General features: G+C 29.1%; 21 protein-coding genes. 12 read left to right on the forward strand and 9 right to left on the reverse strand.

What is annotated here, in order from left to right; translation table 11 throughout:
• Positions 1-107 precede the first annotated feature (107 nt).
• The 7 genes from J7E44_RS10965 to J7E44_RS10990 all read right to left on the reverse strand — a co-directional run bounded on the left by J7E44_RS10965 (position 108) and on the right by J7E44_RS10990 (position 7,973).
• Positions 108-947, reverse strand: a complete 840-nt coding sequence (locus J7E44_RS10965) for a thiopeptide-type bacteriocin biosynthesis protein (protein WP_214829326.1) — start codon at positions 945-947, stop codon at positions 108-110.
• Between the two features lie 4 nt (positions 948-951).
• On the reverse strand, positions 952-3,183 hold the full coding sequence (locus tag J7E44_RS10970) for a lantibiotic dehydratase family protein (RefSeq protein WP_214829328.1): 2,232 nt from the start codon (positions 3,181-3,183) through the stop codon (positions 952-954).
• A 1-nt stretch (position 3,184) separates the two neighbouring features.
• Positions 3,185-3,565, reverse strand: a complete 381-nt coding sequence (locus J7E44_RS10975) for a prolyl oligopeptidase family serine peptidase (protein WP_214831303.1) — start codon at positions 3,563-3,565, stop codon at positions 3,185-3,187.
• Positions 3,566-3,584: 19 nt separating this feature from the next.
• On the reverse strand, positions 3,585-3,734 hold the full coding sequence (locus J7E44_RS10980) for a hypothetical protein (RefSeq protein ID WP_214829330.1): 150 nt from the start codon (positions 3,732-3,734) through the stop codon (positions 3,585-3,587).
• Positions 3,735-3,773: 39 nt separating this feature from the next.
• A complete protein-coding gene (locus J7E44_RS10985; RefSeq protein WP_214829332.1) occupies positions 3,774-5,942 on the reverse strand; it encodes a prolyl oligopeptidase family serine peptidase in 2,169 nt (722 codons plus the stop codon).
• Between the two features lie 3 nt (positions 5,943-5,945).
• The gene (locus tag J7E44_RS24125) at positions 5,946-6,074 is read right to left on the reverse strand and encodes a hypothetical protein (RefSeq protein ID WP_285439755.1); all 129 of its coding nucleotides are present in this window, start codon (positions 6,072-6,074) and stop codon (positions 5,946-5,948) included.
• Between the two features lie 186 nt (positions 6,075-6,260).
• The gene (locus J7E44_RS10990) at positions 6,261-7,973 is read right to left on the reverse strand and encodes a helix-turn-helix transcriptional regulator (protein ID WP_214829334.1); all 1,713 of its coding nucleotides are present in this window, start codon (positions 7,971-7,973) and stop codon (positions 6,261-6,263) included.
• Positions 7,974-8,343: 370 nt separating this feature from the next.
• On the opposite strand from J7E44_RS10990, the gene J7E44_RS10995 reads away from it, so the two are divergent.
• The 11 genes from J7E44_RS10995 to J7E44_RS11045 all read left to right on the forward strand — a co-directional run bounded on the left by J7E44_RS10995 (position 8,344) and on the right by J7E44_RS11045 (position 20,992).
• The gene (locus J7E44_RS10995) at positions 8,344-9,267 is read left to right on the forward strand and encodes a GLPGLI family protein (RefSeq protein WP_214829341.1); all 924 of its coding nucleotides are present in this window, start codon (positions 8,344-8,346) and stop codon (positions 9,265-9,267) included.
• Positions 9,268-9,310: 43 nt separating this feature from the next.
• A complete protein-coding gene (locus J7E44_RS11000; protein ID WP_214829343.1) occupies positions 9,311-9,481 on the forward strand; it encodes a hypothetical protein in 171 nt (56 codons plus the stop codon).
• A gap of 81 nt (positions 9,482-9,562) precedes the next feature.
• Entirely contained in the window at positions 9,563-9,733 is a 171-nt protein-coding gene (locus J7E44_RS11005) for a hypothetical protein (RefSeq protein WP_214829345.1), read from the forward strand.
• A 344-nt stretch (positions 9,734-10,077) separates the two neighbouring features.
• Positions 10,078-12,075, forward strand: a complete 1,998-nt coding sequence (locus J7E44_RS11010) for a prenyltransferase/squalene oxidase repeat-containing protein (RefSeq protein ID WP_214829347.1) — start codon at positions 10,078-10,080, stop codon at positions 12,073-12,075.
• Between the two features lie 3 nt (positions 12,076-12,078).
• Positions 12,079-13,308 carry a zinc metalloprotease gene (locus tag J7E44_RS11015; RefSeq protein ID WP_214829355.1) on the forward strand — a complete coding sequence of 410 codons (1,230 nt, stop codon included), beginning with the start codon at positions 12,079-12,081 and terminating at the stop codon, positions 13,306-13,308.
• A complete protein-coding gene (locus J7E44_RS11020) occupies positions 13,298-14,701 on the forward strand; it encodes a radical SAM/SPASM domain-containing protein (protein WP_214829357.1) in 1,404 nt (467 codons plus the stop codon). Before J7E44_RS11015 ends, J7E44_RS11020 begins: the two co-directional genes overlap by 11 nt.
• Positions 14,702-14,704: 3 nt before the next feature.
• Positions 14,705-15,898, forward strand: coding sequence for a cytochrome P450 (locus J7E44_RS11025; protein ID WP_214829359.1), 1,194 nt, complete (start codon positions 14,705-14,707; stop codon positions 15,896-15,898).
• A 1-nt stretch (position 15,899) separates the two neighbouring features.
• A complete protein-coding gene (locus tag J7E44_RS11030) occupies positions 15,900-16,553 on the forward strand; it encodes a hypothetical protein (RefSeq protein ID WP_214829361.1) in 654 nt (217 codons plus the stop codon).
• Positions 16,546-17,361 carry a hypothetical protein gene (locus J7E44_RS11035; protein ID WP_214829368.1) on the forward strand — a complete coding sequence of 272 codons (816 nt, stop codon included), beginning with the start codon at positions 16,546-16,548 and terminating at the stop codon, positions 17,359-17,361. Before J7E44_RS11030 ends, J7E44_RS11035 begins: the two co-directional genes overlap by 8 nt.
• 45 nt (positions 17,362-17,406) lie before the next feature.
• Positions 17,407-20,070 (forward strand): hypothetical protein, encoded by a 2,664-nt coding sequence (locus J7E44_RS11040; protein WP_214829370.1) that lies wholly within the window; start codon positions 17,407-17,409, stop codon positions 20,068-20,070.
• 10 nt (positions 20,071-20,080) lie between these two features.
• Positions 20,081-20,992: an ACP S-malonyltransferase gene (locus J7E44_RS11045; RefSeq protein WP_214829372.1), complete on the forward strand. Its 912-nt coding sequence runs from the start codon at positions 20,081-20,083 to the stop codon at positions 20,990-20,992.
• Positions 20,993-21,061: 69 nt separating this feature from the next.
• Here J7E44_RS11045 and J7E44_RS11050 read toward each other — a convergent pair whose 3' ends face one another.
• Complete coding sequence (locus J7E44_RS11050; RefSeq protein ID WP_214829374.1) at positions 21,062-22,294, reverse strand: MutS-related protein; 1,233 nt, start codon at positions 22,292-22,294, stop codon at positions 21,062-21,064.
• 285 nt (positions 22,295-22,579) lie between these two features.
• On the opposite strand from J7E44_RS11050, the gene J7E44_RS11055 reads away from it, so the two are divergent.
• Positions 22,580-22,822 carry a hypothetical protein gene (locus J7E44_RS11055; protein ID WP_251040560.1) on the forward strand — a complete coding sequence of 81 codons (243 nt, stop codon included), beginning with the start codon at positions 22,580-22,582 and terminating at the stop codon, positions 22,820-22,822.
• Positions 22,823-23,063: 241 nt separating this feature from the next.
• On the opposite strand, the gene gwsS is transcribed toward J7E44_RS11055, so the two are convergent.
• Positions 23,064-24,167 carry a grasp-with-spasm system SPASM domain peptide maturase gene (gene gwsS / locus J7E44_RS11060; RefSeq protein WP_214829376.1) on the reverse strand — a complete coding sequence of 368 codons (1,104 nt, stop codon included), beginning with the start codon at positions 24,165-24,167 and terminating at the stop codon, positions 23,064-23,066.
• Positions 24,168-24,249: the final 82 nt, after the last annotated feature.

A 24,249-nucleotide genomic window follows, 5' to 3' on the forward strand; every position in this document is an offset into this window, starting at 1 on the left:
CTGAATTAGTCAATATTTGATCTGACAGTTGCAATCATTGATAAATTTACAATAGTAATAAAATAAGTGAATAGTTTATGATCTTTGTAAATTGCATTCCCAAAAAACTAAGTATACAGTTTCATCTTATAGTATCTCAGTAGATAATCATAAATCACCATTTCAAACAATCTCTGATTGGAAACAAACAATCTATTAATATTCATATGAAAAATACTTTGAAAGAAGCTTTGCAACGAGATTTCTAAAGTTTTGGTTTCATGGTGCTTAATAACATTATGCAATGCTAAATTACTTTCTTCAATATTAGAAATAATATAATTTCTCTCCTCTGAGAATTCTTCTGATTGGATAAAATCTAAATATTTTGGTTTAAACTCTCGATATTTTATATCTAATTGAGAATTTAAATTTTTATCCGCATTAAATTCTTGTTTAAAGGCAGCATTGAAATCTTTGATCCAATCCAGTTTTTCGTGAACAGACAAGTTTAACTTATTTAAAAGTCCATCAATGTAGAAAAGTGTTACAATAATTTTTTCTTCATCGTCGTAATGGAGGCATTGCAAAGTATACTCACTGTTTATTTGAAATAAGGTTTCTGCATTTTCTATGGTGTTCTCTCCATACCTTTCAATTTCCCTATTATAAGTATCAATCAGGATATTCGAAATTTCTCCACTGTCTAAATATATTAGTAGGTTTTCATTGATCTTGTTTAAGACAAAATTATAATGCCCAATTTCATTTAACTTGAATCTTAGTCTCAAATGTGGTTTCGGATCATGATAACGAATGAAAAACCATTTTGAAATATAACTATTTTCCTGCAAATATTCTATCAAGGGCTGTAATGCTTCTTCCAAAATAATATCTGAGGTCTTTACTCCTGTATAAATCTTCATATATAACCATTCACTTCCGGGAATAAATTTTCTTTCAATCATCGCCTTAATTTTTGGTCTTTACTTCTTTTTCTTTATTGTACATTGAAAAAATAAATTGATGCATAAAATCACTATTATCATTGTAGATAAATTCCTCAATCATGATTGATTTCTTTTTTTTCACAGCATCAATAAATAGTTGAACCAAATCATAGTTCTCAAGATTAATGGTAAGTTTATTATCTAATTGTACCCATTGTATCCATTGTGGAATTTGCCTTTTATTTCTCCAAATTCTTAATTCTGCCAATATTTGTTCCTTATTATTAATAATGTCATTTTGTGCTAACATTAAAACATGCATAATTTCCTTTTCTGAGATTTTCCACCAAGCCTTTGAGAGAATGATATTTTGATATTCAACTCGCGGTAAGAATTGATATAATTTTTTTAAATCTCCCCAATTAAAATAGAGTCCCGATCTTATGTTTTGTGAATGTAAATCACACAAGAAATGATAGACAGGCAAAGAGTTAGCAGAATAATTATGAGCGTTGGTTAAATAAGGTTTGACCTCCTTATTTAATTCTTTAGAACGTAATACAATTCTGTTATTTTTTAAAGAAATATATAAGTCATTTGTCGGGATTTGATTTTCCTTTGGCTGGATAGATTCTCCCAAATATGGTATTTCAAATTGTCGCAATGTTGGCCTTCTAATCACATTTCCAATTCTTGCTTCCGGCAAATGAATGATTTCTGCTAAAATATAATCAGAATTTAGTTCTTCTTCTTTTTTTGCAATTGTTTTTGAAAGGTTTTGCACTTCCGAACTTTCAGAACAAAACCTTGCCATTAAATTAGCCGCGCTGCTTCCTCCATTAACATCAATAAACAGTTTTTCATGGTTTTCTTCCGATATGATTTCTGCCATAAAGGAAATTGTATCGTGTAAATCACTCCAGTTTTCATTAAAATCTATAAAATCATCATCCGATAATTCGATTGTATATTGATTCTCCAATGAAGCTTCCTGAAGTTTTTCATTTAAAATCAATTGGACGGGATCAAACTCAGTTTTTAAAGTAACTTTTTCTTGAGATAAAGGAAGATCTAAATCTTCAAGGTAAGGATGAACGCCTTTTGTAATACTATCCTGCCTGTAACCAATTCCTAATTCTGTATCCAAAGCATATGTTAGAGAAACTTCATCTGTTTCGAATCGCTCATAAAATGCTTTTTTAAATTTTTCTAAATGATTGTCTTTTTGAGATAATGTGATTTTATTCAGAAAGCTGATCGCTTTTTTTAATTCTATTTTCCAATGGGATGGCAAACAAAATTCGGCTTTATTATAAAGATCAGTTTGGAAAAGGTACTTCTGTTCGTATTCTACATTTAGAGATCTTACTAATTCTTCGATTTCAGTATATTTTGTAGATAAGTTTCCGATTTTTAAATCTAAGTCATTCAGCTTACTTTTTATAGAGATTAAAATTTCAGTTTCATTTCTAGCTCCTATTTTATCTAAAACAGAAATGATAATATCTAAAAAATCATTACCTGAAACATTAGGTTCCAATTCACTTATCAAAACTTGATTATCAATCAATTCTTCTACAAACTCTTTGGCTTCATTTTTTGCTATTTCATCATCGACAAGAATACTTGCAATGTCTTCAATGGTTTTACCTTGTTTTGAAAAATCTAATATTTGTTGTAATTCATTTGAAAATGGAGCCGATGAAATGGTATAATATCTTTTTCCATTATTATATTCATATTCCACATACCGGATTTTATTTCCGACTTTATAGATACTGTTGTTGGATGAAAATAAAAGTTGATTTCTTATTTCATGTGTTTTTACCAAATTTTGTGATAAGGCTACCAGAAAATGCATGTCAAGTTTTGTATCACGTAATTGGTTAGTTTTTAGGAAATAATTGACAGACGTTGATACCTCTTTGTTAAACTTTCCTAAACCAACTCCTGAAAATAAGCCGAAAGGAGTACACCGGTCACTCATTCGGCTATAGTATTTTAAAATGGTGTTTTTTAGTTTTTGATATTGATTTGGAGATAATTTTTTTGTATTTAACCATTGATTCAGCTCTTCATGCAAATAAGGTGATGCTAAGTAAATAGCTTCTTGAAAGATTAAATTACTGCAAATTTCTCTGAGCTCATCATCTGGTAATTCAATCTTCTCTAATTTTTCCCTAAAATTTTTACGTGAAAATAGAGGGGTACGAACTATATACTCTTCAAAAAAATGATATGGGAAACGAGACATTTTATTTTTTTATACTTTCTTTAGGTTGAAAATCCGGGAGTCCTAATTGCCATGCAGCGAAGGCGAAAATTTCCCCTATTCGGGCATATGCGTGCGCAAGATCAACCCCACTACTTCCATGCCCGCCTTCATAATCTACTTTAAAGAGTATTGGATTATTAGAAGTATCATTGGCAATGATCTTTGCTGCAAATTTTGCAGGCATCCATGAAACTACGCGGCTATCATTAATTCCGGCTGTAATCAAAATGGCAGGATATTTTTCTCCTTTTTTAATATGATGGAAAGCGTCCATTTCTAGTAATGCTTTAAACTCATTTAGCTTTGTGACAGTTCCAAATTCCGGAACATTTCCAGGACCATTCGGGGTTATTTCATCCAGTTAATAGTGACGGGATCTTTTAAATCTTCCAGGTTTCTATATTCATCAATATCTTAGTTCCGAAATATTCGTCAACAGCAGATTTTGAAGGAGCTAAATTTGTTTTTTGAGCATTGATAAAGTTGCAGAAAACAAAATTAATCAAAAGAATAAAATGTTTTTTTCTCATATATTTTAATAATATGAATAACATTTATTTACCGGAGTGCTACTCTTTTGGCTGATAGTCAGGATGTCCTAATTGCCATAATGCAAACGCAAAAGAATCTGCTAAATTATCATATTTCTGTGCAACCGGGATATCTCCTCCATGTCCACCTTCATAATCTACTTTCAGAAGTATTGGATTATCTGATATATTATCTGCCATTAGTTTGGCTGCAAATTTTGTCGGCATCCATGGCGAAACTCTTGGATCATTAATCCCGGAAGTGATTAATGTTGCAGGGTATTTTTCTCCATTTTTAATATGCTGGTAGGCATCCATTTCTAATAATGCTTTGAATTCCGGCTCAATGCTTAAAGAGCCAAATTCTTTTGCGCTATTTAATCCGTTAGGAGTAAACTCCATCCTTGATGCATTTACAATGCCTGCATCTATAATACTTACTTTAAATAAATCAGGTCTTTCAGTCATTGCTCTACCAATGGTAATTCCTCCTGCACTTGCTCCCCAAATCGCAATATTTTCGGGTGACGTATAATTTTCTTTGACTAGATATTCTGCACAAGAGATTAAGTCTTTCCAAGAATTCGGTTTTGTACTTTTGTAACCTCCTTTATACCATTCTTCACCTTTTTCACCTCCACCTCTTACATGAGCAACCGCAACAATACCTCCTTGTAAGACCCAAAGCATATAGGTTTTAGCAAAATATGGACTATTATTGAATGCATATGCCCCATAAGCATCCATTAATAAAGGATTATGCTTGTTTTTTTGAATATTATTACTGTAAATTAAAGAAAGAGGAATGTCTAAACCATCATGTGATTTTACTACAATTTCCTCTACAACAATATCTTTAAATTCTGGATATTCAATTACAGGAGCTAAATTTTCTGGTACAAATTTTCCAGTTAATGAATTATATTTAAACCTAGCTGTCTCATTTTTCCAACCACTACAAATGATCCAAAAATCATTAGACTGTTCATTTTGAGTGGTTACTGAAATATCGCCAGCTGTAAATGGCAACGTAAGTAAGTTAATTTTTTTATCTCTATATACATATAATTTAGCTTCAACTCCATTTTTGGACGTATTAAAAGCAAAGCCATCTTTTATACTATATATATTATTAATTACTTCATTTCGTATATTTTGGACTAAGATTATTGGAGCTTTAAAGTTTGGATTATTTAATGACGTACTATAAATTGCATTGGTTCCGTTTTTTTCGGAAATATAAATAATATCATCCTCTTTAATGATAAAATCACTTACTTTATCCTCTTTACTGAACAAAAATTTCCATTGATTTTTCTTATCAATATCTTTGACAGACATATAATAAGTATCTTTAAATTTAACGGGTCCAGATATTTGCCCGATTAAATATTTACAGTTTTTTGTAGGTAATGATACATTTGGAAAATCTTCAGTCTTTATATTCAAATTTGAATTATTCTTTCTTGACAATAAAATGTTTAGTTTCAGAGGGTCATCATCTATCTTATAAACTACAGATTGCATATCCTTTAAAAATAAAGGTGAATTAGGATCAATAACAGGGTAATGCAAATAAATAAAACTATTATTATCAGGAAGCCAAGATATGCCACCACCATCTGACGGCCAACAATGAGTTATCGTATAAGGAAGTACTTTATTTTGTATCAAATCATAAATTATCATTTCAGAAATTTCTTTCCCACTTTCTGTTAAGGCAATTGCTACCTTAGAACCATCATAATTAGGCTTAATATAATTTATTTGATAATTCTTTTTATTTTCAGGTTTATATTTTTGTGGGTCAAAAACCTCTTTTTCATCTCCACTAAATTTTTTTTTAAAAAATACCTTCACAGTATTTTCTCCAGGTTTTTGTTTTAAATAAAAATAAAAGTCATTTTCAGTAATATTTATATTTGATACCGAAAATGACTTTCTTTTGTCAAATTCTAATCTTTTGTTAATATAATACGCCCTGTTAGGAATGCTGTGCAGAACAGATAAAGAATACTTTGTTTGATCATTCATCCATTTGATTGTTGAAGGATCTTTTAAATCTTCTAGATTTCTGTACTCATCAACTACTTTAGTATTAAAGTATTCATCAGTGACCGTTTTAGAAGGTGCAAAATTTGTTTTTTGAGCACTTACCATTCCTAGAAAAACAAAAAATGTATAAAAGATTAAATTTGACCTCTTCATTGTTTAGTCTTTTCTTGAAGTTCCTACAGTTCCAGTATTACCACCATCATTATCAATTATATTTAGCATGGTAGTAATCCTACTACAGTCGTCTCCTCCTCTTATTACTTTAGGATTACTAATTCTTACCATTTGTAATTTTTTTAATGATAATTTTTTTTCTGTTTGTTTTTTTTGTTTCATAATTTGCTTTATTTTTTAATTACATCTACAAAGAAATAAATAAATGTACTCTCATTCAAAAAATAGATGCCGAAATTTATAAATTTCGTGTTATTTAAAATCTAAATAATTAATATTCAGTATTTTATGATTTTGTCAATTACTGTTTTCTTGAAGCGCTTTTATAAAATAAGAAGGGAGAGTATCTGTCATTTTTTTAAATGCATTTGTAAAAGATTCCGCATTATTATATCCTGCTTTATCAGCAATAGCAGCTATTGTGAGTTTCTGTAAATTTTTATCTGTTTTTAATTCATTAACTATATATCGAATTCTTAGCTCATTAAGATACTGAGAAAAATTTTGCCCTTTCAGCTCATTGACTGATTTTGATAAATAAGCTCTGTTTGTATTAAATTCTTTAGATAGAATGTCCAAATTTACTTTCTTGTCTAAGAATCGGTTTTCAATTTCAAATTCTTCCAACTGTAGGTTTAACTGTTTAAGTTTATTATCTGGCAAAATTATTTTTGATTTTTCTTTTTGAAAATCTAAATTTTCCTTAAGAGGGAGATTTGCTATTTCAGTGACATCTGGATAAATTGAAGATTTTGTTAGTAAATCTGCCTTACTTTGATATACTTTAACTTTTCTTCTATTTTTGTCGTAGAGATAAAACAAACAAATGATAATTATTCCTCCTATCCCCAGTATCCAAAATAAGGTATAATTCTTAGAACTTAAGTCTGAAATTAGAATTTCTTTTTCTTTTAAAAGAAGAGGTGTATCATATTTTTTGTTTATTTCGGCAGTTAAAAAATTATTATTCTTATTTAAAATACTATCAATAGACAATAAATGTTCTATATAAAATAATTGTTTTTCCTTATCTCCTGTTTTTTTGTAATGATCAATTAATATAGGATAAGCGTCTCTTAATTCAGAAGTAACATTTTTAGTTTCAATAATAATAGAATCAACTGTTTGAAGTGTATTTAGAAATGAATCGTCATTGTTATCATATAGTATTTTTCCTATATAGTATTCACTGATAGCCAGGTTTTGAGGATTATAAGAATTATCTTTTATCAATTTAGATGCCTTTCTTAAGATCTTCAATGCAGATCCATATTTTTTTCTTTTATAGGCATTTATACCCGAAACTAAAAATAAATTTGCTTGACATTCGCCATCATTCATCTCATAGCTTTTCTTTAGTCCAAGTTCAACATACTTGTCAGAAGAGTCAATATCATTTGCCTGGCTATAAGTATAAGCTAGTGCATATATACAACTTACATAATCAAGCGACCTTTCAGCATTATTTTTTTCCAAATATTGCTTGTAATTGAGAAATAATTGAATAGATTGTTGATATTCTTTTAATTCAAGTTTTAACAAACCGATATTAAAATTGAGAATATAATATGTTTTGCTGCTCTTTTTTGCATAATTTATTGCGGCTAAATTACTGGCCAAAGCTTTTGAATATTCACCTTTCGCATAGTAATAATTTCCTTTGTACATATTGCCATCCGCTAAATAATCAGAATTTTGTATTTTTTTTGATACCATCATCATGCTATCCAAATACAATAATGCTGATTCATCATTACTCAATCGGTGTAACATCAAATATCCATCAGCAATTTTTTCATCATTTTTATTATTTTTTCCTTTTAAAAGAATTGTATTAGCATAGACTTCTGCTTTAGCTTTATTGATATAAAGATTTTTTTTAAAGGGTTTTTCTAATTGCTCATAACTTTTATTGTCCAAAGAGTCTGGAATACAAAATCCCTTTATACTTTGTGAAAAATATAAATTCTGGCAAAGAATCAGTAGATAAAGGAAAAATTTTTTTTGCATTGTGTTTAAAAATGCAAAAATACGCATTTTAAAGTCCCTTCTTATTATTGAAATAAATTATTGATGCAAGTACTTGATAATTAATATTTTAAACAGTGTTTGTTTTGTCTGAATTTATAAATTTCTTATAGCATTTACCCAAAATTTATAAATTCCGATATACTTTTCTTGTGTCATCAAAAAAGCTCTTGCATCTTTGCTTCAGGTAAAAACACAAATATTTATTTTTTTATGTGTACAGTGCAAAATCTAAACAACTAAGTAAATTGAAAGTTTTTCTAAAAATAGTATTTGTAAAAGTATTAAGAAAATCTAAACTTGATTATATTTAGAAATACAATTAAATAATATAAAAAATAAATTTAAAGAAATGAATACATCCCCTAAGCAAGTTTTTATTATTGATAATTTTCTAAAAATACGCCTTGTTGCTTTCGCTATTTTTTTTATCCCTTTATTATATAGTTCTCAGACTGCGCAAAGATTTTATTATGAGTTAACATACAGGCCTAACAAGACAGCCGATCTCAAAGAAAAAATTACAACAATTCTTGATGTCGCTAAAGAAAAATCAGTATATCGTGATTACACTGTTATGTCTCAGGATTCAATACTTCAGTCCGAAGTTGAGAAAATGAAAAAAAGTGGAGTATATGTCCCAATGGAAAAGATGATTAAAATGCCAAAGTTTAGCTATAGGATCTATAAATTTTATCAAGATAACACAATTGGCTATGTTGATGGCATTGAAAAAAGTTTATATGGTTACAAAGAAAAAATAAATTTACCATGGGAGGTTGCAAATGATAAATCTGTTATTGAAGGGTACAACTGTCAAAAAGCCAGTGTAAAGTTTGGGGGTAGGGTTTGGTCTGCTTGGTTCACTCAGGATCTGCCATTCCAAGAAGGGCCTTATAAATTTTATGGTCTTCCTGGTATGATTGTTAAAATTGAAGATTCCGAACAGGACTATGTATGGATATTAAAAGGAAATAAAAAAATGGATAATTATAACGAATTTTCATTTACTGACAATTTATACTATAGAGGGAATTTTAATGTAATTTATATTAATAAAAACAAATTTGAAAAAACATATAACGAATATAAAAAAGATCCTTTAGCTGCAATGAAAGGGCAGGTTAAACCAGAAATGCTGACTCAAAAAATGCCTGGAAGTGAGGTAACTTATGGTCAAATGTTCGAAAATCAAAATAAGCTTTTAAAAAATATACTAAACTCAAATACAAATCCAATCGAATTAAATCAAAATATTTCTCAAAAGAAAAAATAAATACTACAAAAAACAATTTGTCTAATCCTTTAAATTAAATTTTATGAACAAAAACGATCAAAAAATGAATGAAAATTTAAGTATCGAAAGCATTTCAGAACAAGAAATGTTAGAACTTTTCAAAGTTGAAGAGCTTGAAAACAGACTAGAAATGGCTGCAATTGCTCCAAGTAACAGTCTTGAGCCAGCAGACACTAATAAAATTTGTTGGTAGACTGTAGCAAATCAAAATCTTTCTCAAAAGAAAAATAAAGACTACAAAAAACAATTTGTCTAATCCTTTAAATTAAATTTTATGAACAAAAACAATCAAAAAATGAATGAGAATTTAAGCATTGAAAACATTTCAGAACAAGAAATGTTAGAACTTTTCAAAGTTGAAGAACTTGAAAACAGACTAGAAATGGCCGCGATAGCTCCAAGTAACAGTCTTGAGCCAGCAGACACTAACAAAATTTGTTGGTAAACTGTAGCTCTAGTCAACTCTATTAAAGAATAATAAAGGCTATCCTTGGAAAGCCTTTATTTTCTCACTATTTCTTAAAATAAACAGGCATAGGATTTAGTTTTAAAATCAGTTATTGAATTTCAAAACATATCTTTAATAGTCTTAAACTCCTGACATCTGTAATTTTTGAATAATAAAATTACAGTACAAATTCTCTAAGAAGTCGCTTAGGGAATACCGAATTTTCTCAAATTTTTTATTTCAAATTCAAACTCATTTTTAATAGTGTGTGTCATTGCATATGGATTTAATAATGGGAATTGTTAAAATTTTTGTATCACTATAAATCCAATTAATATATAATGTTAAACCTAACTAATAAACTTCAGATAGATCTAAATGAAAAAGATTTGAGTTCTTCTGTGGCTCATATATATGATCATATAGACAGAATAAATATTCCTGCTGCTCTAAAGCAAATTATTTTTCCGGAAAATTTTTTAGATCACAGATTTTATTTTATTATTCCTAAATTTTTTAAAGATATATACCAGACAAAAAATAAGAAATTTGTAAATGATATATGCAATTCGGGTTACTTTTATTTCAGATATCTGCTTTGCCTAGACTCTTTAGCAGATCAAGATATATTACTAGAAAATGAAGAAGCGAAAAGCAATCTATACAAGATGCAGATTTTGCAATCACATATATACCATGAACAAGCTTTAATCACACTTGGTCATTATTTCGGAAAAAACAAAGATTTTTGGAACACCTGGGATAAAAGAAATAAAGATTTTTTACAAAGTATCCAAATGGATAGTTTTTATAATATTTCCTTAACTATTCAAGAATATGAATCTCTTTGCATTGGGAAATGTAGCTTTACAAATGTAGCTGTTGATGTTTTTGAATTTTACACTAAAAATAAAGATCAAGAAATATATAATGACTTAATTGAAATCAATAATCTTTTTTCAATAGGAAGATGTATTCAGGATGATATTGAGGACTTTAAAAAAGATTTAATTTTTAAGAAAAACAATTTAGGGCATGTTTTCTTGAATAATTGGTTGAAATCAAAAAATCTTGATATCAATAATTATAGTCATGAGGAACTTGAAAGGCTTTTAATTTCGTCAGGCGAACTAGAAAATCTTCTTATGCTGTCTATTCAATATTTTAAAAGAGCAATTAATTTATGCGAAAAGTATGGTTCTAAACTAATCAAATATAAAAAACTTCTTTCATCAATTTTAAATACAATCATATTTTATAAAGTTCAGGTGGAAGCTTATAGAATTGATGTATTAATTAAAAATAAGGTTGGTAAGTTTGACAAATTAGAATCAAATAATATACAAAATGCCATTACGATCTCTAAAGGATATATTAGTAATCTACAATTCCAGAATGGTAGTTGGTATGAAAATTTAAATAAGCAAGGGTTCAGTAATTCTTGGGCTACAGGATTTATTACTTCATTTTTAGATGAATGTACTGAAAAAGACAAGTCTATTGAATTTCTTAAAAAATCACATGAAAACAATCTTTGGGGTTACAATACTGACTGGTCTTATGACTATGACTCAACTACTTGTTCACTTATCAATATCGTAAAAACCAAAAAAGATGGAGATCTAATTAAAATTTGGCAGAGCGGACAAAATGACGATGGTGGTTTTAGTACATATCCAAAAAAAGATTCCAGTTTATTAGAAAAAATAAATCTAAAAAGCAGTAATGTAAAAGGTTGGGTACAATCACATATTTGTGTGAGTGCTTTAGCATATTATTTTGTAGTTTCTAAAAAAATGGAAGATCATATTGATTTCCAAAAATTAAAAAATTATATTTTTTCCAATACAAATAAAGATGGGATTTGGGAAGCATATTGGTGGACATCTCCTGTGTACCCTACTTGTTTTATTCTTCAAGGAATGATTTTGGAAAAACAGACAGAACCAGCTCTGATAGAAGAAAAATTAAAAGTATTATTTAGTTTACAGAATGATAATGGCAGTTTCAGCTGTCCTGTAAATAAGACTGAAAGTGCTTTTTATACTTCACTTGTTTTGGATACGATCTGCCTTGAAAAAAAATATTTTGATAAATTTTCAATAAAGGCAAATAAATTATGCAACTGGCTTCTTGAAAACCAGCTTTCAAATGGATCATTTGACAATACTCTTTATCAGGTAATTCCAAACCCGAATGTAAAACAATGGAAAGCCAATCACAAATTCAATAATAATAAGTTTGGAGGGAGTAATAGTATTACCGGCGAACAATACGGTTTATTTTCAACAAGTGTCGCTCTTAGAGCATATAGTCGTTTCTCAAAAATAAATAGTTAAATAATGGATGGTTTAATTGATGTGTCTATTGTTCCAAAAATAAGTGAGAACTGTTCTTGGAAAAAATTTGATGAAAGGAATTATCTTATTTGTATAGACGATGGTGATAAAAACTCAAAACTATATATTTCAAAGGAAGTTATAGAAATTCTGAATTTAATAGATGGTAATAATTCTTTAGAAGATGTTAAAAAAATTTATAATGAAAAGTCAAAATACAAACTGACAGATGAAGCCATTTTTAAAATATTTCAGAAAAACTTATCCGGCTATGGAATATTTAAAGATGATGATGAAAGCAGAATTAAGATTAAAGACAAATATATATGGCTGAAAATGACAATCTTCAACGAGTCTGTTGTTAAGAAAATATCTAAAGTCTTAACTCCGGCTTTTAATGAAAAAATTTTCTATCCGATATTGTTGTTTTCTCTTTTAATTACGGTATTACCTTTTTTCCTTGTAGATTTCTCAATAGTCTTTCAAACAGTTGATGGAAATCTATTTATCAACTTTCTCTTAATTAATATATTGACATTAGTTATTCATGAATTCGGGCATTCATCTGCTTGCGAAAGATTTGGAGCTAATAGCGGAAAAATAGGGTTTGGATTATATATTATGTCACCAGTCTTTTTTTCCGACGTGTCGGATGCGTGGCGCCTACGCAGAAAAGAAAGATTAATTGTTGATTTAGGCGGCATTTATGTACAGCTTATTATAACATGTTTATTAAGTCTTTTCTTTCTTATAAGTCATGACGTGAGAGTTTTGTCTCTTACTTCCTTAATTCTTATTGGTGTTGTTTTTAATCTAAATCCATTCCTAAGATTTGATGGATATTGGGCATTAAGCGATTATACCAATATTACAAATTTAAGGGAAAGAGCAACGAAGGCTTCTGTAAAATTTTATTCATGGTGTGTGGGTCGTAATAAGAATTTTCAACCCAGTAAAAAAGATGTTTTTTTGATATTATATGGTAATTTTTCTATGCTTGTCGTAATAAATTTCATCTTATTCATGATAATTAAGCAACATAATTCAATCATATACTTTCCAAAAAACCTTTATCTCTTTGTTCATGAAATTATAACAGAATTTCCTTCTGATTTTAACTGGTATAAAAGAAACCTTGTTGCCTTGTCCCCTTTAGCTGCATTTTATATCATGTTTACTATTTCAATTTATAAGGGGTTTAAAAAATATTTAAAAAAACGCTATGGAATATAAATTATCGCATTATCTAATATTTACTGAAAGTCATACTGATCCGAATCAGGTTTTAATATATTCTACGGTTTCAAGTAAACTACTAAAAATTTCAGCTCTTTTTGCTCTCATTTTACAAAGGAATGAATTGCATAAACTACCTAAAGAAACATTAGAAAGGCTTATAAATGACAGAATAATTATAAAGGAAGAAGAAGATGAATTGCTAACGGTAATTACTGAAAATAAAAAAAGTAGTACTGAAAGCACAAATTTATATGAAGTAATTCAGCCAAGTGCTTGGTGTCAGCTTGGATGCTATTATTGTGGACAAGATCATACAAAAAATGTTTTATCAGACCTGTCTGTCAAAAATATTACAGACAGAATATATGTAAAATTAAAAACTGGAAAGTATAAAACTATGAATATTGGCTGGTTTGGAGGAGAGCCTTTAACTGGTTTAAGTACAATGAGGAAGATTAATAATATTGTAAGACTTCATTGTGAGGAACTTGATATTGAATTAAAAGGTTCTGTATTGGTAACTAATGGTATGAGTCTGAAACCAGATATATACAAGGAAATGGTTAATGACTTTAAAATCAATCAATTTGAAATTACCATTGACGGGATCGGGGAATATCACGACAAACACAGATATTTAAAAAAAGAAAAAGCGGGGTCTTATGAATTGATCTATAGGAACATCAGTAATATTCTTAACTCAGATTTTTATGCTATTGCCCATCAAAGTATGACTATTAGGTGTAATGTTGATAGAAAAAATTTCGATGGCGTAGATCCGCTTATCAGACAATTGGCCGAAGATAATTTGCATAACAAAATAAACCATTTATATTTTGCATCCATATACTCTTGGGCACAAAACGATGCTCATAAAGAGTCTCTAACAAAAGAAGAGTTTGCCTATTATAAGTTGAAATGGGAACTATTAAAACTTAAACTGGGATACAATTCAAATGAGCTTCCGAAAAGGAAGCTAAATACATGCATATTGACAACCAAAGATTCTGATATGTATGATGCCTATGGAAATGTATACAGCTGTTCCGAAGTTTCTTTAACGGATGTTTATAAAAAATCCAAATATGTATTAGGAAATGTAAATAAGGAAGTATCCAATGATAGAAGTTATACAGATTGGTATGATAAAGTTTGGGAAAAGAAAGAGTACCAATGTAATTCGTGTAAGCTTTTCCCCATATGCGGCAGTGCTTGTCCAAAGTCTTGGATGGAAGGAAACCCACCATGTCCTACAATCAGATATAGTATAAAAGACGATATAAAGCTAAAAGAAATAAAAATTCATAGCGAAACCAAAGATGAATTGATAAAATTTATTGACTCTTTTGAAGAGACCTTAGCAATTGAAAACATGAAGTATTGTTAAAAAATGAAAAATAATTTACTGAAAAGCTTTTTAGGAGATATTCCTAATTTATTTAGTGAGAAAACCCCCTATAAAGATTATAAAAAAATAAGAGAAAAAACACCTTTGTATAGAATTTCACCTATGAGATGGATGGTGATGAAGTATGAAGATGCCGTTTCTTTAATGCAGAATCCGTCTGTTTCACACTGGGGACAGGACACAGAAACGCAAAATGCATTATTTGGGAAACAAAAAAGCATGATTTCCAAAACCATGTATGCTTATGCTCCTGAAATCGATAGCCCGTACAGAAAAAATGTATTACATGGTCTGGCTGCAAGAAATTTGAAATTCGAAAAAGAGGAAATGAAAATATCCGCAGAAAAATTTCTTAAAGAATGTAAGGAAAAAGGGAAGTTTGATTTTATTAATGATTTTGCCCACCACTATACTTTTGAGACGATTAGCCGAATTATAGGAATTCCTGAAGAAGATATTTCAGAATTAACGGAAGTCGTATCTAAATTAGATAACGGATATTTAAAACTTATCAATAATCTGGAAACTAGCAATCCTGCTGAACAAAATTTTATTGCTTTTTTAAGAAAATTTATTCATAAAAAAGAAAAAGCTCTTGGTAAAGATTTGGCAAGCGCATTAATTGAGTCATGTCAATCAACTGATGAATCCACTGATTTTGCATTATGTTTATTGATTTTCCTTTTTTATGCAGGACATGATAATATGATGAATTTTTTAGGAAACGGCTTTTTATCTCTTTACAATAATCAACACGTTTTTAATAAGTTAAAAAGCAATCCTCAACTTATTCCAAATTCTATCGATGAATTATTGAGATTTGACAGCCCTGTTCAGTTTTTTACAATGTACACAAAAAATGATATTATCATAAGAAATACAAAAATTTCAGCAGGTTGTCAAATTCTAGTTTGCGTCGGTTCTGCTAATAGAGATCCCGAAAAATTTGAAAATCCGGATGAAATAAAGATTGATAGAAATCCTCAGCATCTAAGCTATGGTTTTGGAGCTTATAGATGTATTGGAGCAAGGCTAGCTCAACTGCAATCTGCTACTGCAATAGAGGTTCTTGTAGAAAATCTAAGTATAGAAGATTTAAAAGTTTCAAATTTAGAATGGAAGAATGAACAATATATTCAGAGAGGACCTAAAAAATTATTGATAAGTACCAAATAGTATGAAATTTAAATTATCAAAATATATAATTCTGAGTGATACTTTTAAGGAAGGAGACGATGATAAAAAAATATCCAAAATTCTTTTTTCCTCAAGAAAAAAAATGGGTATTAAAATACATGCAGGATTAATTGACTTGTTGAATAAAGGACTTTTTGATAAACTTCCGGATAATATTTTTTCGATGCTCATGCATTATGAAATTATAATACCTCAGGAAGAAAATGAAGAATTATATCTTTTAAATTTAAAAAAAGTAGTCCTTAATCATAATAGCAGTAATCGAACTCATTCGGAAGATGTTTTACAACAAGGCAGTTTATATGAATTTTTAAATAAAGAACATTCAAAGCTATTACAACTTATACATGATGGTATTTCATATGATTTTTTAGATGAAGAATACAATATGTCATTGATATACGTTCAGGAGAAAAATCTTAGTTTCATACCAATTGATGAACCTGATATATCTAAAAATTATCATTACTATAAAGAAATGATTGAAAAATATTCAAGCAAAGATTCCTTCTTGCTACCTATAGATCAATATAAGGCATTTGGAGAGATTAAAAAAGAAGATCTAGATTTAATAATTGAGAATTTTAAATTAATGCTTCTATTAAAGTATAAAATTATAACTAAACATGATTAATAATAAAAATAGGCTTCAATGGCATAAAAATTCTCTTATTGAAAGAAGTGGATATGTTCTTTTTTATATGAATTCTTTGCGGGATCATCTGCCTATTGAGGATAGGCAAACACTTTATATGATTTCCAAATATTTTACTGATGCGGTGGAGTTTGCAAGAACTAATATTCATGCTGCTAAGTATTTTTTTGAAGTTGGAGAACACTATCAAAGCGAAATTCCAAAGGATAAAATTTTACTGAATAAACTGATTTTTAATTCTTACGACAGAGCAAAATCTTATTACTATTTTAAAATTAAAAATTATGATAAAGCAAATGAAAGGATAAATAATACTCTTGAAATTAATAAAAGTCTTAAAGAAAAATTTCCAATTTTGGTTTTTGATAGCATTTCTCATTATCAGAATTTGTTAAAAGTACTTGTATTTCAGAATAAAAAAGAAGAAGCGAATACAATAATCTATGAGCTGGTAAAATTCTTATTGACCGGAAATACAGAATTAAGAACCTTGGAAAATTCCTTCCATGTTATTGGTGAAGATGTATTTCATGATTTTAAGCAATTTTTTCTTAATGAATTTATATTCAATTATATGTTTTTAAATTCAGATTTTAATGATGCATTAAATAATCTCCTTACTCTTTATGAAAACCATAAAGAACTTTTCAAGAATGGACCAATATTCGATTTTTTAGAAGTATATCAATCCGATACTATTAATGAAAATATGCTTGAGTTTTTTAAAGAAAAATATGACAATTATTTTAGCGGTATTCCATTAAAAATACTTCAAGAAAAGTTATAGTATAATCTTTTTCACAATCCTTATTAATAAATTTAACATAAAATTATGCGTGATTTTTTTAAGAAAATTATCACTTTTAGTGTACTACTTTTACCATTATTTTTTTATTCTCAAAAAACACTTTCCGGTATTGTAAAAGACACTGATGGTTCACTAATTATCAGTGCAAGTGTTACTGTAGAAGAGCCAGGGAAAGATGTTGTTATTGCTTATGGTATCACCAATGCAAAAGGGGAATATAAAGTTATTTTTACTTCTACAGAACCAAGTATAGATGTGAAAATAAAAGCCTTTAATCATAAAACATTGGTTACAAAAATAAACAATGATAACCAAACGTATAATTTTACCATAGAAACAGAAGCTACCGAAATACAAGAAGTAAAGCTAAAAACAAAAATCATTACTAAAAGAGGAGATACTATTTCTTATGATTTAAAAGCATTTGAAAATAAGGCAGATAGAACTCTGGCTGATGTTCTTAAGAAAATTCCAGGAATAGAAGTAAATACTGACGGATCTGTTCTGTATCAAGGAACAGCTATTAATAAGTTTTATGTTAATGGTAAAGATCTAATGGAGGGTGGTTACGGAACTGTCAATAATTCACTTCCGAAAGATGCAGTACAGAAAGTGGAGGTTATGGAAAATCATCAGCCTGTAAAAATTCTTCAGAATAAAGTTCCTTCGGAACAGGCAGCGATCAATGTAAAATTAAAAAGCAAAATTACAATGACAGGACGCGGAGAAGTAGGGAGTGGTTTTGGAGATCCCTGGCTTTGGAATGTAAAGCTTACTCCCATGTTTTTTGGACAGAAAAATCAATGGGTTGTAAATTATAAGACCAACAATACAGGGGAAAGTGTAGAAAAAGAAGGTAATATATTGGCTTTTGGAAGCAGTTGGGAAGGAAGAAGGATCAATACTACACAAAATAACTGGTTAAATGTAGATGCAGCATCCATACCTAATCTTCCAGAGAAAAGATATTTAATGAATAACGTTCATTATTTATCTGCAAATTTGCTTACAAATCCTTTTAAAAATAAAGAATGGGAACTAAAAGCAAATGTCAATTATACTAATAATATAATAACGAGAGAATCCTATTCAGATACACACTATTTTCAGATAGACAATCATATAATTAGTAATATTTTAAATCATTTATCCACAGATAAGGCAAAAGGAGAGATTGTTTTCACCAAAAACGCTGAAAAAGGGTTCTTTAAGAATACAACTACATTTACTCAGTTCTGGAACGTAGATAAAGCTGTAGCGTATAGAAGTTCCAGTAACACTTCGATACAAGGAAATGAAACTGTCGAATCTCCTACTACCTCTTTCCAAAATTCATTAAGTGCAATAATTCCATGGAAACAAAAATTGGTAAATGTAAAGTCTTATATCAATTACCAAAAAGATAATCAAACTTTAGACATAACACCAAAAGATTATGCAAGCGTAATATCTAATAATATTACTTCTTATAATGTTCTCCAAGCCTTGAAAATGAATACATTTCAGGCGGTTCATTCAGTTAATATTAGTTTTACACAAAAGGCTTGGACCTTCACCCCTGAAATTGGATTAGATCATCTTACAACACAGATGACCTCAAATATTTCCACTCTTAAAGAAAATCCTAATGACTATACTAATAATATAAAATACATAAACTCTAGACCATATGCTTCATTAGACATAAATTATAAAATGAATGCTTGGATGTTATATTTAAGAGCACCAGTTAATTTTAACAGTATTACTTCTGAAGATCCTATAAGAAATGTAATAAGATCTTTATCTAAAACAACTTTTGAACCAAATCTCTTTGCTCAATATTCATTTGCATCTTTTTGGAAAGCATCGATGAGCGGAGGAATTAATTATACTTTTGGAGATATCAGTGATATATATGCAGGCTATATATTATCAAACCCTATCTATTTGTCTAAAACGAATTCTGATAACCCTGTTAAAGAAATAAAAAACAAAAATATCGGTGGAAAAATAGAATACAGGAACCCTCTTAATAATATTTTCTTTAATCTAGGATATCGCTATTCCCACAGTACGAAAAATTTAATTGCCAGTATACAAAATCAACAGGATGGTTCTGTAATAACAGAATATGATATACTTAAAAACAGAAACTATTCAAATAATTATTTTGGAGAGTTCGGAAAATACTTTCCAAAATTTAAAACAAATTCTTCTATCAGCTACAACAAGATAGAATCTGTTGGATTGCAAAAAATAAATGATGATTTGAAAGATGTAACAACCAACTCTCAAAATATTGGGTTTAAATTTAATAATGCATATTTCAGCTTGTTGAGTTTAGACTATACACTTACTTACGTATGGGCAAAACAGAAAGGGTTCAGCAGTAAAGAAATTAGTAATAAAGGATTTAATCATAATTTAAATCTGTTTATTTATCCTATCAAAAATCATACTATTGGATTTAATTGGGATCAGATAAATTCAAGCGATATAAATTCCACCTATAGAAATGCATTCTATGATATTTCCTATCAGTATACATGGGCTAAGAAGAAAATAGATTTTGAACTGAAATGGCTAAATGTTGGGAATCGAAAAGTTTTTGAGATGTACAGTTTAGATGCTGCTTCAGAATTGTATTCAAAGATACAACTTCGTCCGCGACAGGTAATACTTACAGTGAAATTTAATTTTAAATAATCAGAACATAATGACAAAATACGCTATCCTATTTGCTCCTGCGGTTCTTTCTCATGATATGAAAGACTATAAATTATTATATAGATATAATGATTTCGTAAAAAAAAGATTTGATGAAACATCATTTTTAACAGGTATTCCCGTCAATGTGCTTTTGAAGGATCAGGAAAATACTACTGATTTTTCTCATTTCCAAATAGTAAAATTTGGTTTATTTGCCGGAATGATGGGTATAGCAGAACACATATGCTCGCTAGAAAAAAACTCTCCTTTCATTAGTGGAGGAATAAGTTTGGGAGATTTGAATGCAATATGTTTAGCAGGCGCAGTCAAATTTGAAGACGCAATTAATATCTTGAAAATAAGAAAGGAATCAGAAGGTGACAAAGAAGCAGTAGCTCTTACCTATGTTGATAAAGATGAAGATTATCAATACTATAACAAATTTCCAAATATGAATATTGCAGTAAATTTCGGAATGGTTGATACTGGCTTAAGAAGAATGTTAATGTTGTCAGGTGAAAGAGAAGTATTAGAAACAATAGGAAGGCAAGGTCCGGCAGAAATTAATATTATGCCTAAGGAAATGTGCCGGGCTGCTCTCCATTCTAAATTTAGAAATTATGTAGCCGAAGAAACAAGGACTTACTTAGAAAGCAATACAATAAATGATCCTGCGTTTCTAATAGCTAGTGCTGTGAAAAGGTTTGATATTATAAAAGAAAAAGAAATGATAAGAGAAAACGTCATAGTGAGTGAAACAAATACATTGGATCTTAATCATTTAATTAAACAAGTTGAGTCAACAAATGTTGATAAAATTTTCTGTGTTGGTCCTTTTTTGAGAGATTTAAATATAAATTTTAAATCAAGTATAAGTGTTGAGTATTTGGATAAAAAAAACATGATTCATTTATTGTAATTGCATTATCATTTTATATAGATTTATGACACTTCTAGAATAGTTTCATAAATTATATTGATTGTCCGTCTATTTTAAAAGTTCATTTAAGCCATACTGATCAAATAGCAGTTTTCCTATTTCAAGTTTAGACCAGCCCTCTTTCAGTTTATAGGTAAATGATAGATGATTATTATCAAGAAAACATTCTAAATTCAGCAATAAAACATTCTTATTTTCTGTTAAATGATTTTCGATAAGATTTAAATGTGTGGAAAAAATAAACAGGGAATTTTTAAATTTAGATAAACCATTCACTGTTTTGACGGTAATCTGTGCTGCATCATTGATGTTGGTTCCGCTGAATACTTCATCAAACACAACGAAACAGTTTTTAGATTTTAGTTCTAATAAAACGCTCTTTACATTCATAATTTCCTGAGCGAAATGGCTGTAACCTTCTTTAAGATTATCATTAACAGAAAAATATAGGAAAATACTGTCATAAAAAGGAATATTACAGTATTTAGCCGGAACGGCAATTCCCAGGTGAGCAAGTAGAACAATAATACTAATCGACTTCATTGTGGTAGATTTTCCCGACATATTTGCTCCTGTGAAGACAAGTGTATTTTTATTCTTTATATCTAAAGTATTTTTAACAGCTTTTTCCAGGTCTAAATGGTAGAAATCTTCAGTTATAAAAGTATTTTCAGAATTAAACTGAGGAAATACCAAATTGTTCAGCTTAATTCCCTTTGCAATACTGGAATACACATCAAACATGTAAAAAAAATCCCAGAATAAGTCAAAATTTCCTTTCTCAATTTCGGGTGCAATTTTGATAAGAATATTTTTTCTTTGCTTAAAATCAAGCTCTTTATTATAAAACTCATTAATGGGCAATGATTCGATGAAGGCAATCATTTTTTCAACCTCATAAAAATATTCTAAACAGGTTTCTTTCTTTTGGAAATTTTTTAATAGCAATCCAAAATGATAAAAGAAGTCAATCAACAAAGAAATATTAGTATTGATTTCTTTAAAATATTCACGATAGGTAAGGCTTGTAAAATAATTATATTGACTGGCATCAATTTCATCCAGAAATTTTTGAATTGCAGAAACTCTGTTTTCTCTAATCTCATAATGATCAACAATATGAAAATTATCTAAGAATAGCTTCAATTTTTGTTGGACATAAAGTGTCTGATTTTTATTAAAAGATTTTTGAGTGAAAAATGATATTAAATACTGCTTAGATTTTCTTGTCTTAGTGAAATTAAAATAGGCTATTATTTCAGAAAGGTTTCCATGACTCATTTATGTTGATATTTATATTTGTAAAACTATGTATTTAAATCTCAAGCATGTTTTAAAAAAATCCTAAAATTATTGTCAGACAATATTTGTTTACAATTTTTATAGACATTTATCTGTTTTTATAATCTTATCCGCTGAACCAAACGGTTCTTTTATGAAGGTCCATCTATAAATTAAATTGAAGAAAAAGTTATCTATCAAAACGGAAACTTTACATTCAACAAATTATGGGTATGGCGATCTAAAGAAGGAAATTGGAAAGTTTTAAATCTGGTTGAAAATTAAATGAATACCGCTGAGAAACTACTTGAAGCTATAAATGAACAGGCAGAATTATTTTTAATTGAAAATGGAGAGTTTGCTCCGTATCGCACATACAAGAGCAAACGGAGATTTAATCTATATTGGAGCTTATTCAGAAGGAAAATGTATGATCTTTTGTTAACCGGATTTTATGACGATTTAAAAGATGAAGATATAAGAATTTGCGCTATTGGTCTGGACGACATCAGGGAAAGGATGTTTTAATAGTTGAATTTATTTTATCTCCAGAAGACATATATAAATTCATGTATCCTTATATTTTGGAAAACAAGAAAGTAACTTTTGGGTAACAAATTAATTATAGCAAAGATCTTTTTTAGTCTCTGAATTGGGAAAACACTTCATATTATGTCATTTTTGAAGTCCTAAAAATTGAACACAAATTAGAATGGAAATATATACATAAATTTATATAATGGACTTTTTTAAAGGTAGGACTATCCATTTATTTCTGTACAGAATGCAGATTGTAATGCGCTAAAACTATTTGTTTTAAAGGGTTTTTGCTCCAATCTTCCCACACTCCAAGATAAGGATCATAGCCGCATTTTAAAGGCTTAGAATTATCCCTGCCTTGGGTGTCAAATGAATTTTTTTCAGTATAAGCTCTGCAGTCCGTGCATACATATCTAAATTCACACTCGCGGCAGATATTGATTTGGTCCTTGTTCATATTCCAATATTCCCTAAAGCTTTGAGATACTGCAACATCTCTTAAGTTTGTTGTTTTTACATGACCGAAATTTGCAGGCATAGCTGGGCAATTCTTGATATTACCATGAATATCAATCGCAATTTTTTTATGAAGACAGGAATTATGGTTGACTGCTTCAGTATACTTAGGTAGATTTATACTAAAGTTTTTGAGATCTATTTTTCCACAGTGAGAAAAATTGTTAATTTCTTTTGTCACAAATTGTCGATGAAAAAGAATGTTTTTAGTTTGATTCCACTGTTCAATTGAATCAAAGGGTGATGAAGTAAAGACCATTTTGCAGACCTGTGGACAATCTGGGTTGATTCTCATGAAGAATGTATCATTAAGACCTTCATGCCACTTTGAAATCATTTCGATGGATTTGATTCTATTTTGAGGGATCTGCTCGAAAATTTCTAAAAAACACCATTCATTGATCTGCTCATAAAAAACAATGGAAATGTCGAAACAACCTAAATCTTCCAATTGAGATAGGTAATCCCTTAAGTAATAGATTGAACTTAATTTAAGTTCTATAATCGCATTTGTGATTTCAGATGGTACAAAAAACTCAGTGGACATAGCTGGAAAACAAGAAAATAGTTCAGCAGAACAATAAATACCAAATTCATTATTTATCATGTAATCAAGATTAGCGTCAATGATTGATTGTTCGTCTTCAGGGTATTTTTGCTTTACTTCTGCTACTGTTTTCCCGGTGTCAAGCTCTGATAAAAATTCTGAAAAATCAAGAGGTAAAAATTCGATTTTCCCGCGTTCAATATCATGAAGAACAGCATTTACCTTACCCTTTATGATTTTTATGTTCGGAAATAACTTAAAATAGTTCATATAAGACTATGGATATTTTTATAGAAAGAGTCAATAATGTAATTACCGTTATAGTACTTGCTGTATAGAATTTTTCGTTTTC

The sequence above is a fragment of the Chryseobacterium sp. ISL-6 genome, assembly GCF_018613715.1.
Classification (GTDB): Bacteria; Bacteroidota; Bacteroidia; order Flavobacteriales; family Weeksellaceae; genus Chryseobacterium; species Chryseobacterium paludis.

Coding starts and splice junctions, on each gene's coding strand:
- J7E44_RS11000 (WP_214829343.1), top strand. CDS start 9,311: ATGAACAAAAACGATCAAAAAATGAATGAAAATTTAAGTATCGAAAGC.
- J7E44_RS11050 (WP_214829374.1), bottom strand. CDS start 22,294: ATGAGTCATGGAAACCTTTCTGAAATAATAGCCTATTTTAATTTCACT.
- J7E44_RS10970 (WP_214829328.1), bottom strand. CDS start 3,183: ATGTCTCGTTTCCCATATCATTTTTTTGAAGAGTATATAGTTCGTACC.
- J7E44_RS11020 (WP_214829357.1), top strand. CDS start 13,298: ATGGAATATAAATTATCGCATTATCTAATATTTACTGAAAGTCATACT.
- J7E44_RS10965 (WP_214829326.1), bottom strand. CDS start 947: ATGATTGAAAGAAAATTTATTCCCGGAAGTGAATGGTTATATATGAAG.
- J7E44_RS10985 (WP_214829332.1), bottom strand. CDS start 5,942: ATGAAGAGGTCAAATTTAATCTTTTATACATTTTTTGTTTTTCTAGGA.
- J7E44_RS11045 (WP_214829372.1), top strand. CDS start 20,081: ATGACAAAATACGCTATCCTATTTGCTCCTGCGGTTCTTTCTCATGAT.
- J7E44_RS10995 (WP_214829341.1), top strand. CDS start 8,344: ATGAATACATCCCCTAAGCAAGTTTTTATTATTGATAATTTTCTAAAA.
- J7E44_RS11030 (WP_214829361.1), top strand. CDS start 15,900: ATGAAATTTAAATTATCAAAATATATAATTCTGAGTGATACTTTTAAG.
- J7E44_RS24125 (WP_285439755.1), bottom strand. CDS start 6,074: ATGGTAAGAATTAGTAATCCTAAAGTAATAAGAGGAGGAGACGACTGT.
- J7E44_RS11025 (WP_214829359.1), top strand. CDS start 14,705: ATGAAAAATAATTTACTGAAAAGCTTTTTAGGAGATATTCCTAATTTA.
- J7E44_RS11055 (WP_251040560.1), top strand. CDS start 22,580: ATGAATACCGCTGAGAAACTACTTGAAGCTATAAATGAACAGGCAGAA.
- J7E44_RS10990 (WP_214829334.1), bottom strand. CDS start 7,973: ATGCAAAAAAAATTTTTCCTTTATCTACTGATTCTTTGCCAGAATTTA.
- gwsS (WP_214829376.1), bottom strand. CDS start 24,167: ATGAACTATTTTAAGTTATTTCCGAACATAAAAATCATAAAGGGTAAG.
- J7E44_RS11040 (WP_214829370.1), top strand. CDS start 17,407: ATGCGTGATTTTTTTAAGAAAATTATCACTTTTAGTGTACTACTTTTA.
- J7E44_RS10980 (WP_214829330.1), bottom strand. CDS start 3,734: ATGAGAAAAAAACATTTTATTCTTTTGATTAATTTTGTTTTCTGCAAC.
- J7E44_RS11015 (WP_214829355.1), top strand. CDS start 12,079: ATGGATGGTTTAATTGATGTGTCTATTGTTCCAAAAATAAGTGAGAAC.
- J7E44_RS11010 (WP_214829347.1), top strand. CDS start 10,078: ATGTTAAACCTAACTAATAAACTTCAGATAGATCTAAATGAAAAAGAT.
- J7E44_RS11005 (WP_214829345.1), top strand. CDS start 9,563: ATGAACAAAAACAATCAAAAAATGAATGAGAATTTAAGCATTGAAAAC.
- J7E44_RS11035 (WP_214829368.1), top strand. CDS start 16,546: ATGATTAATAATAAAAATAGGCTTCAATGGCATAAAAATTCTCTTATT.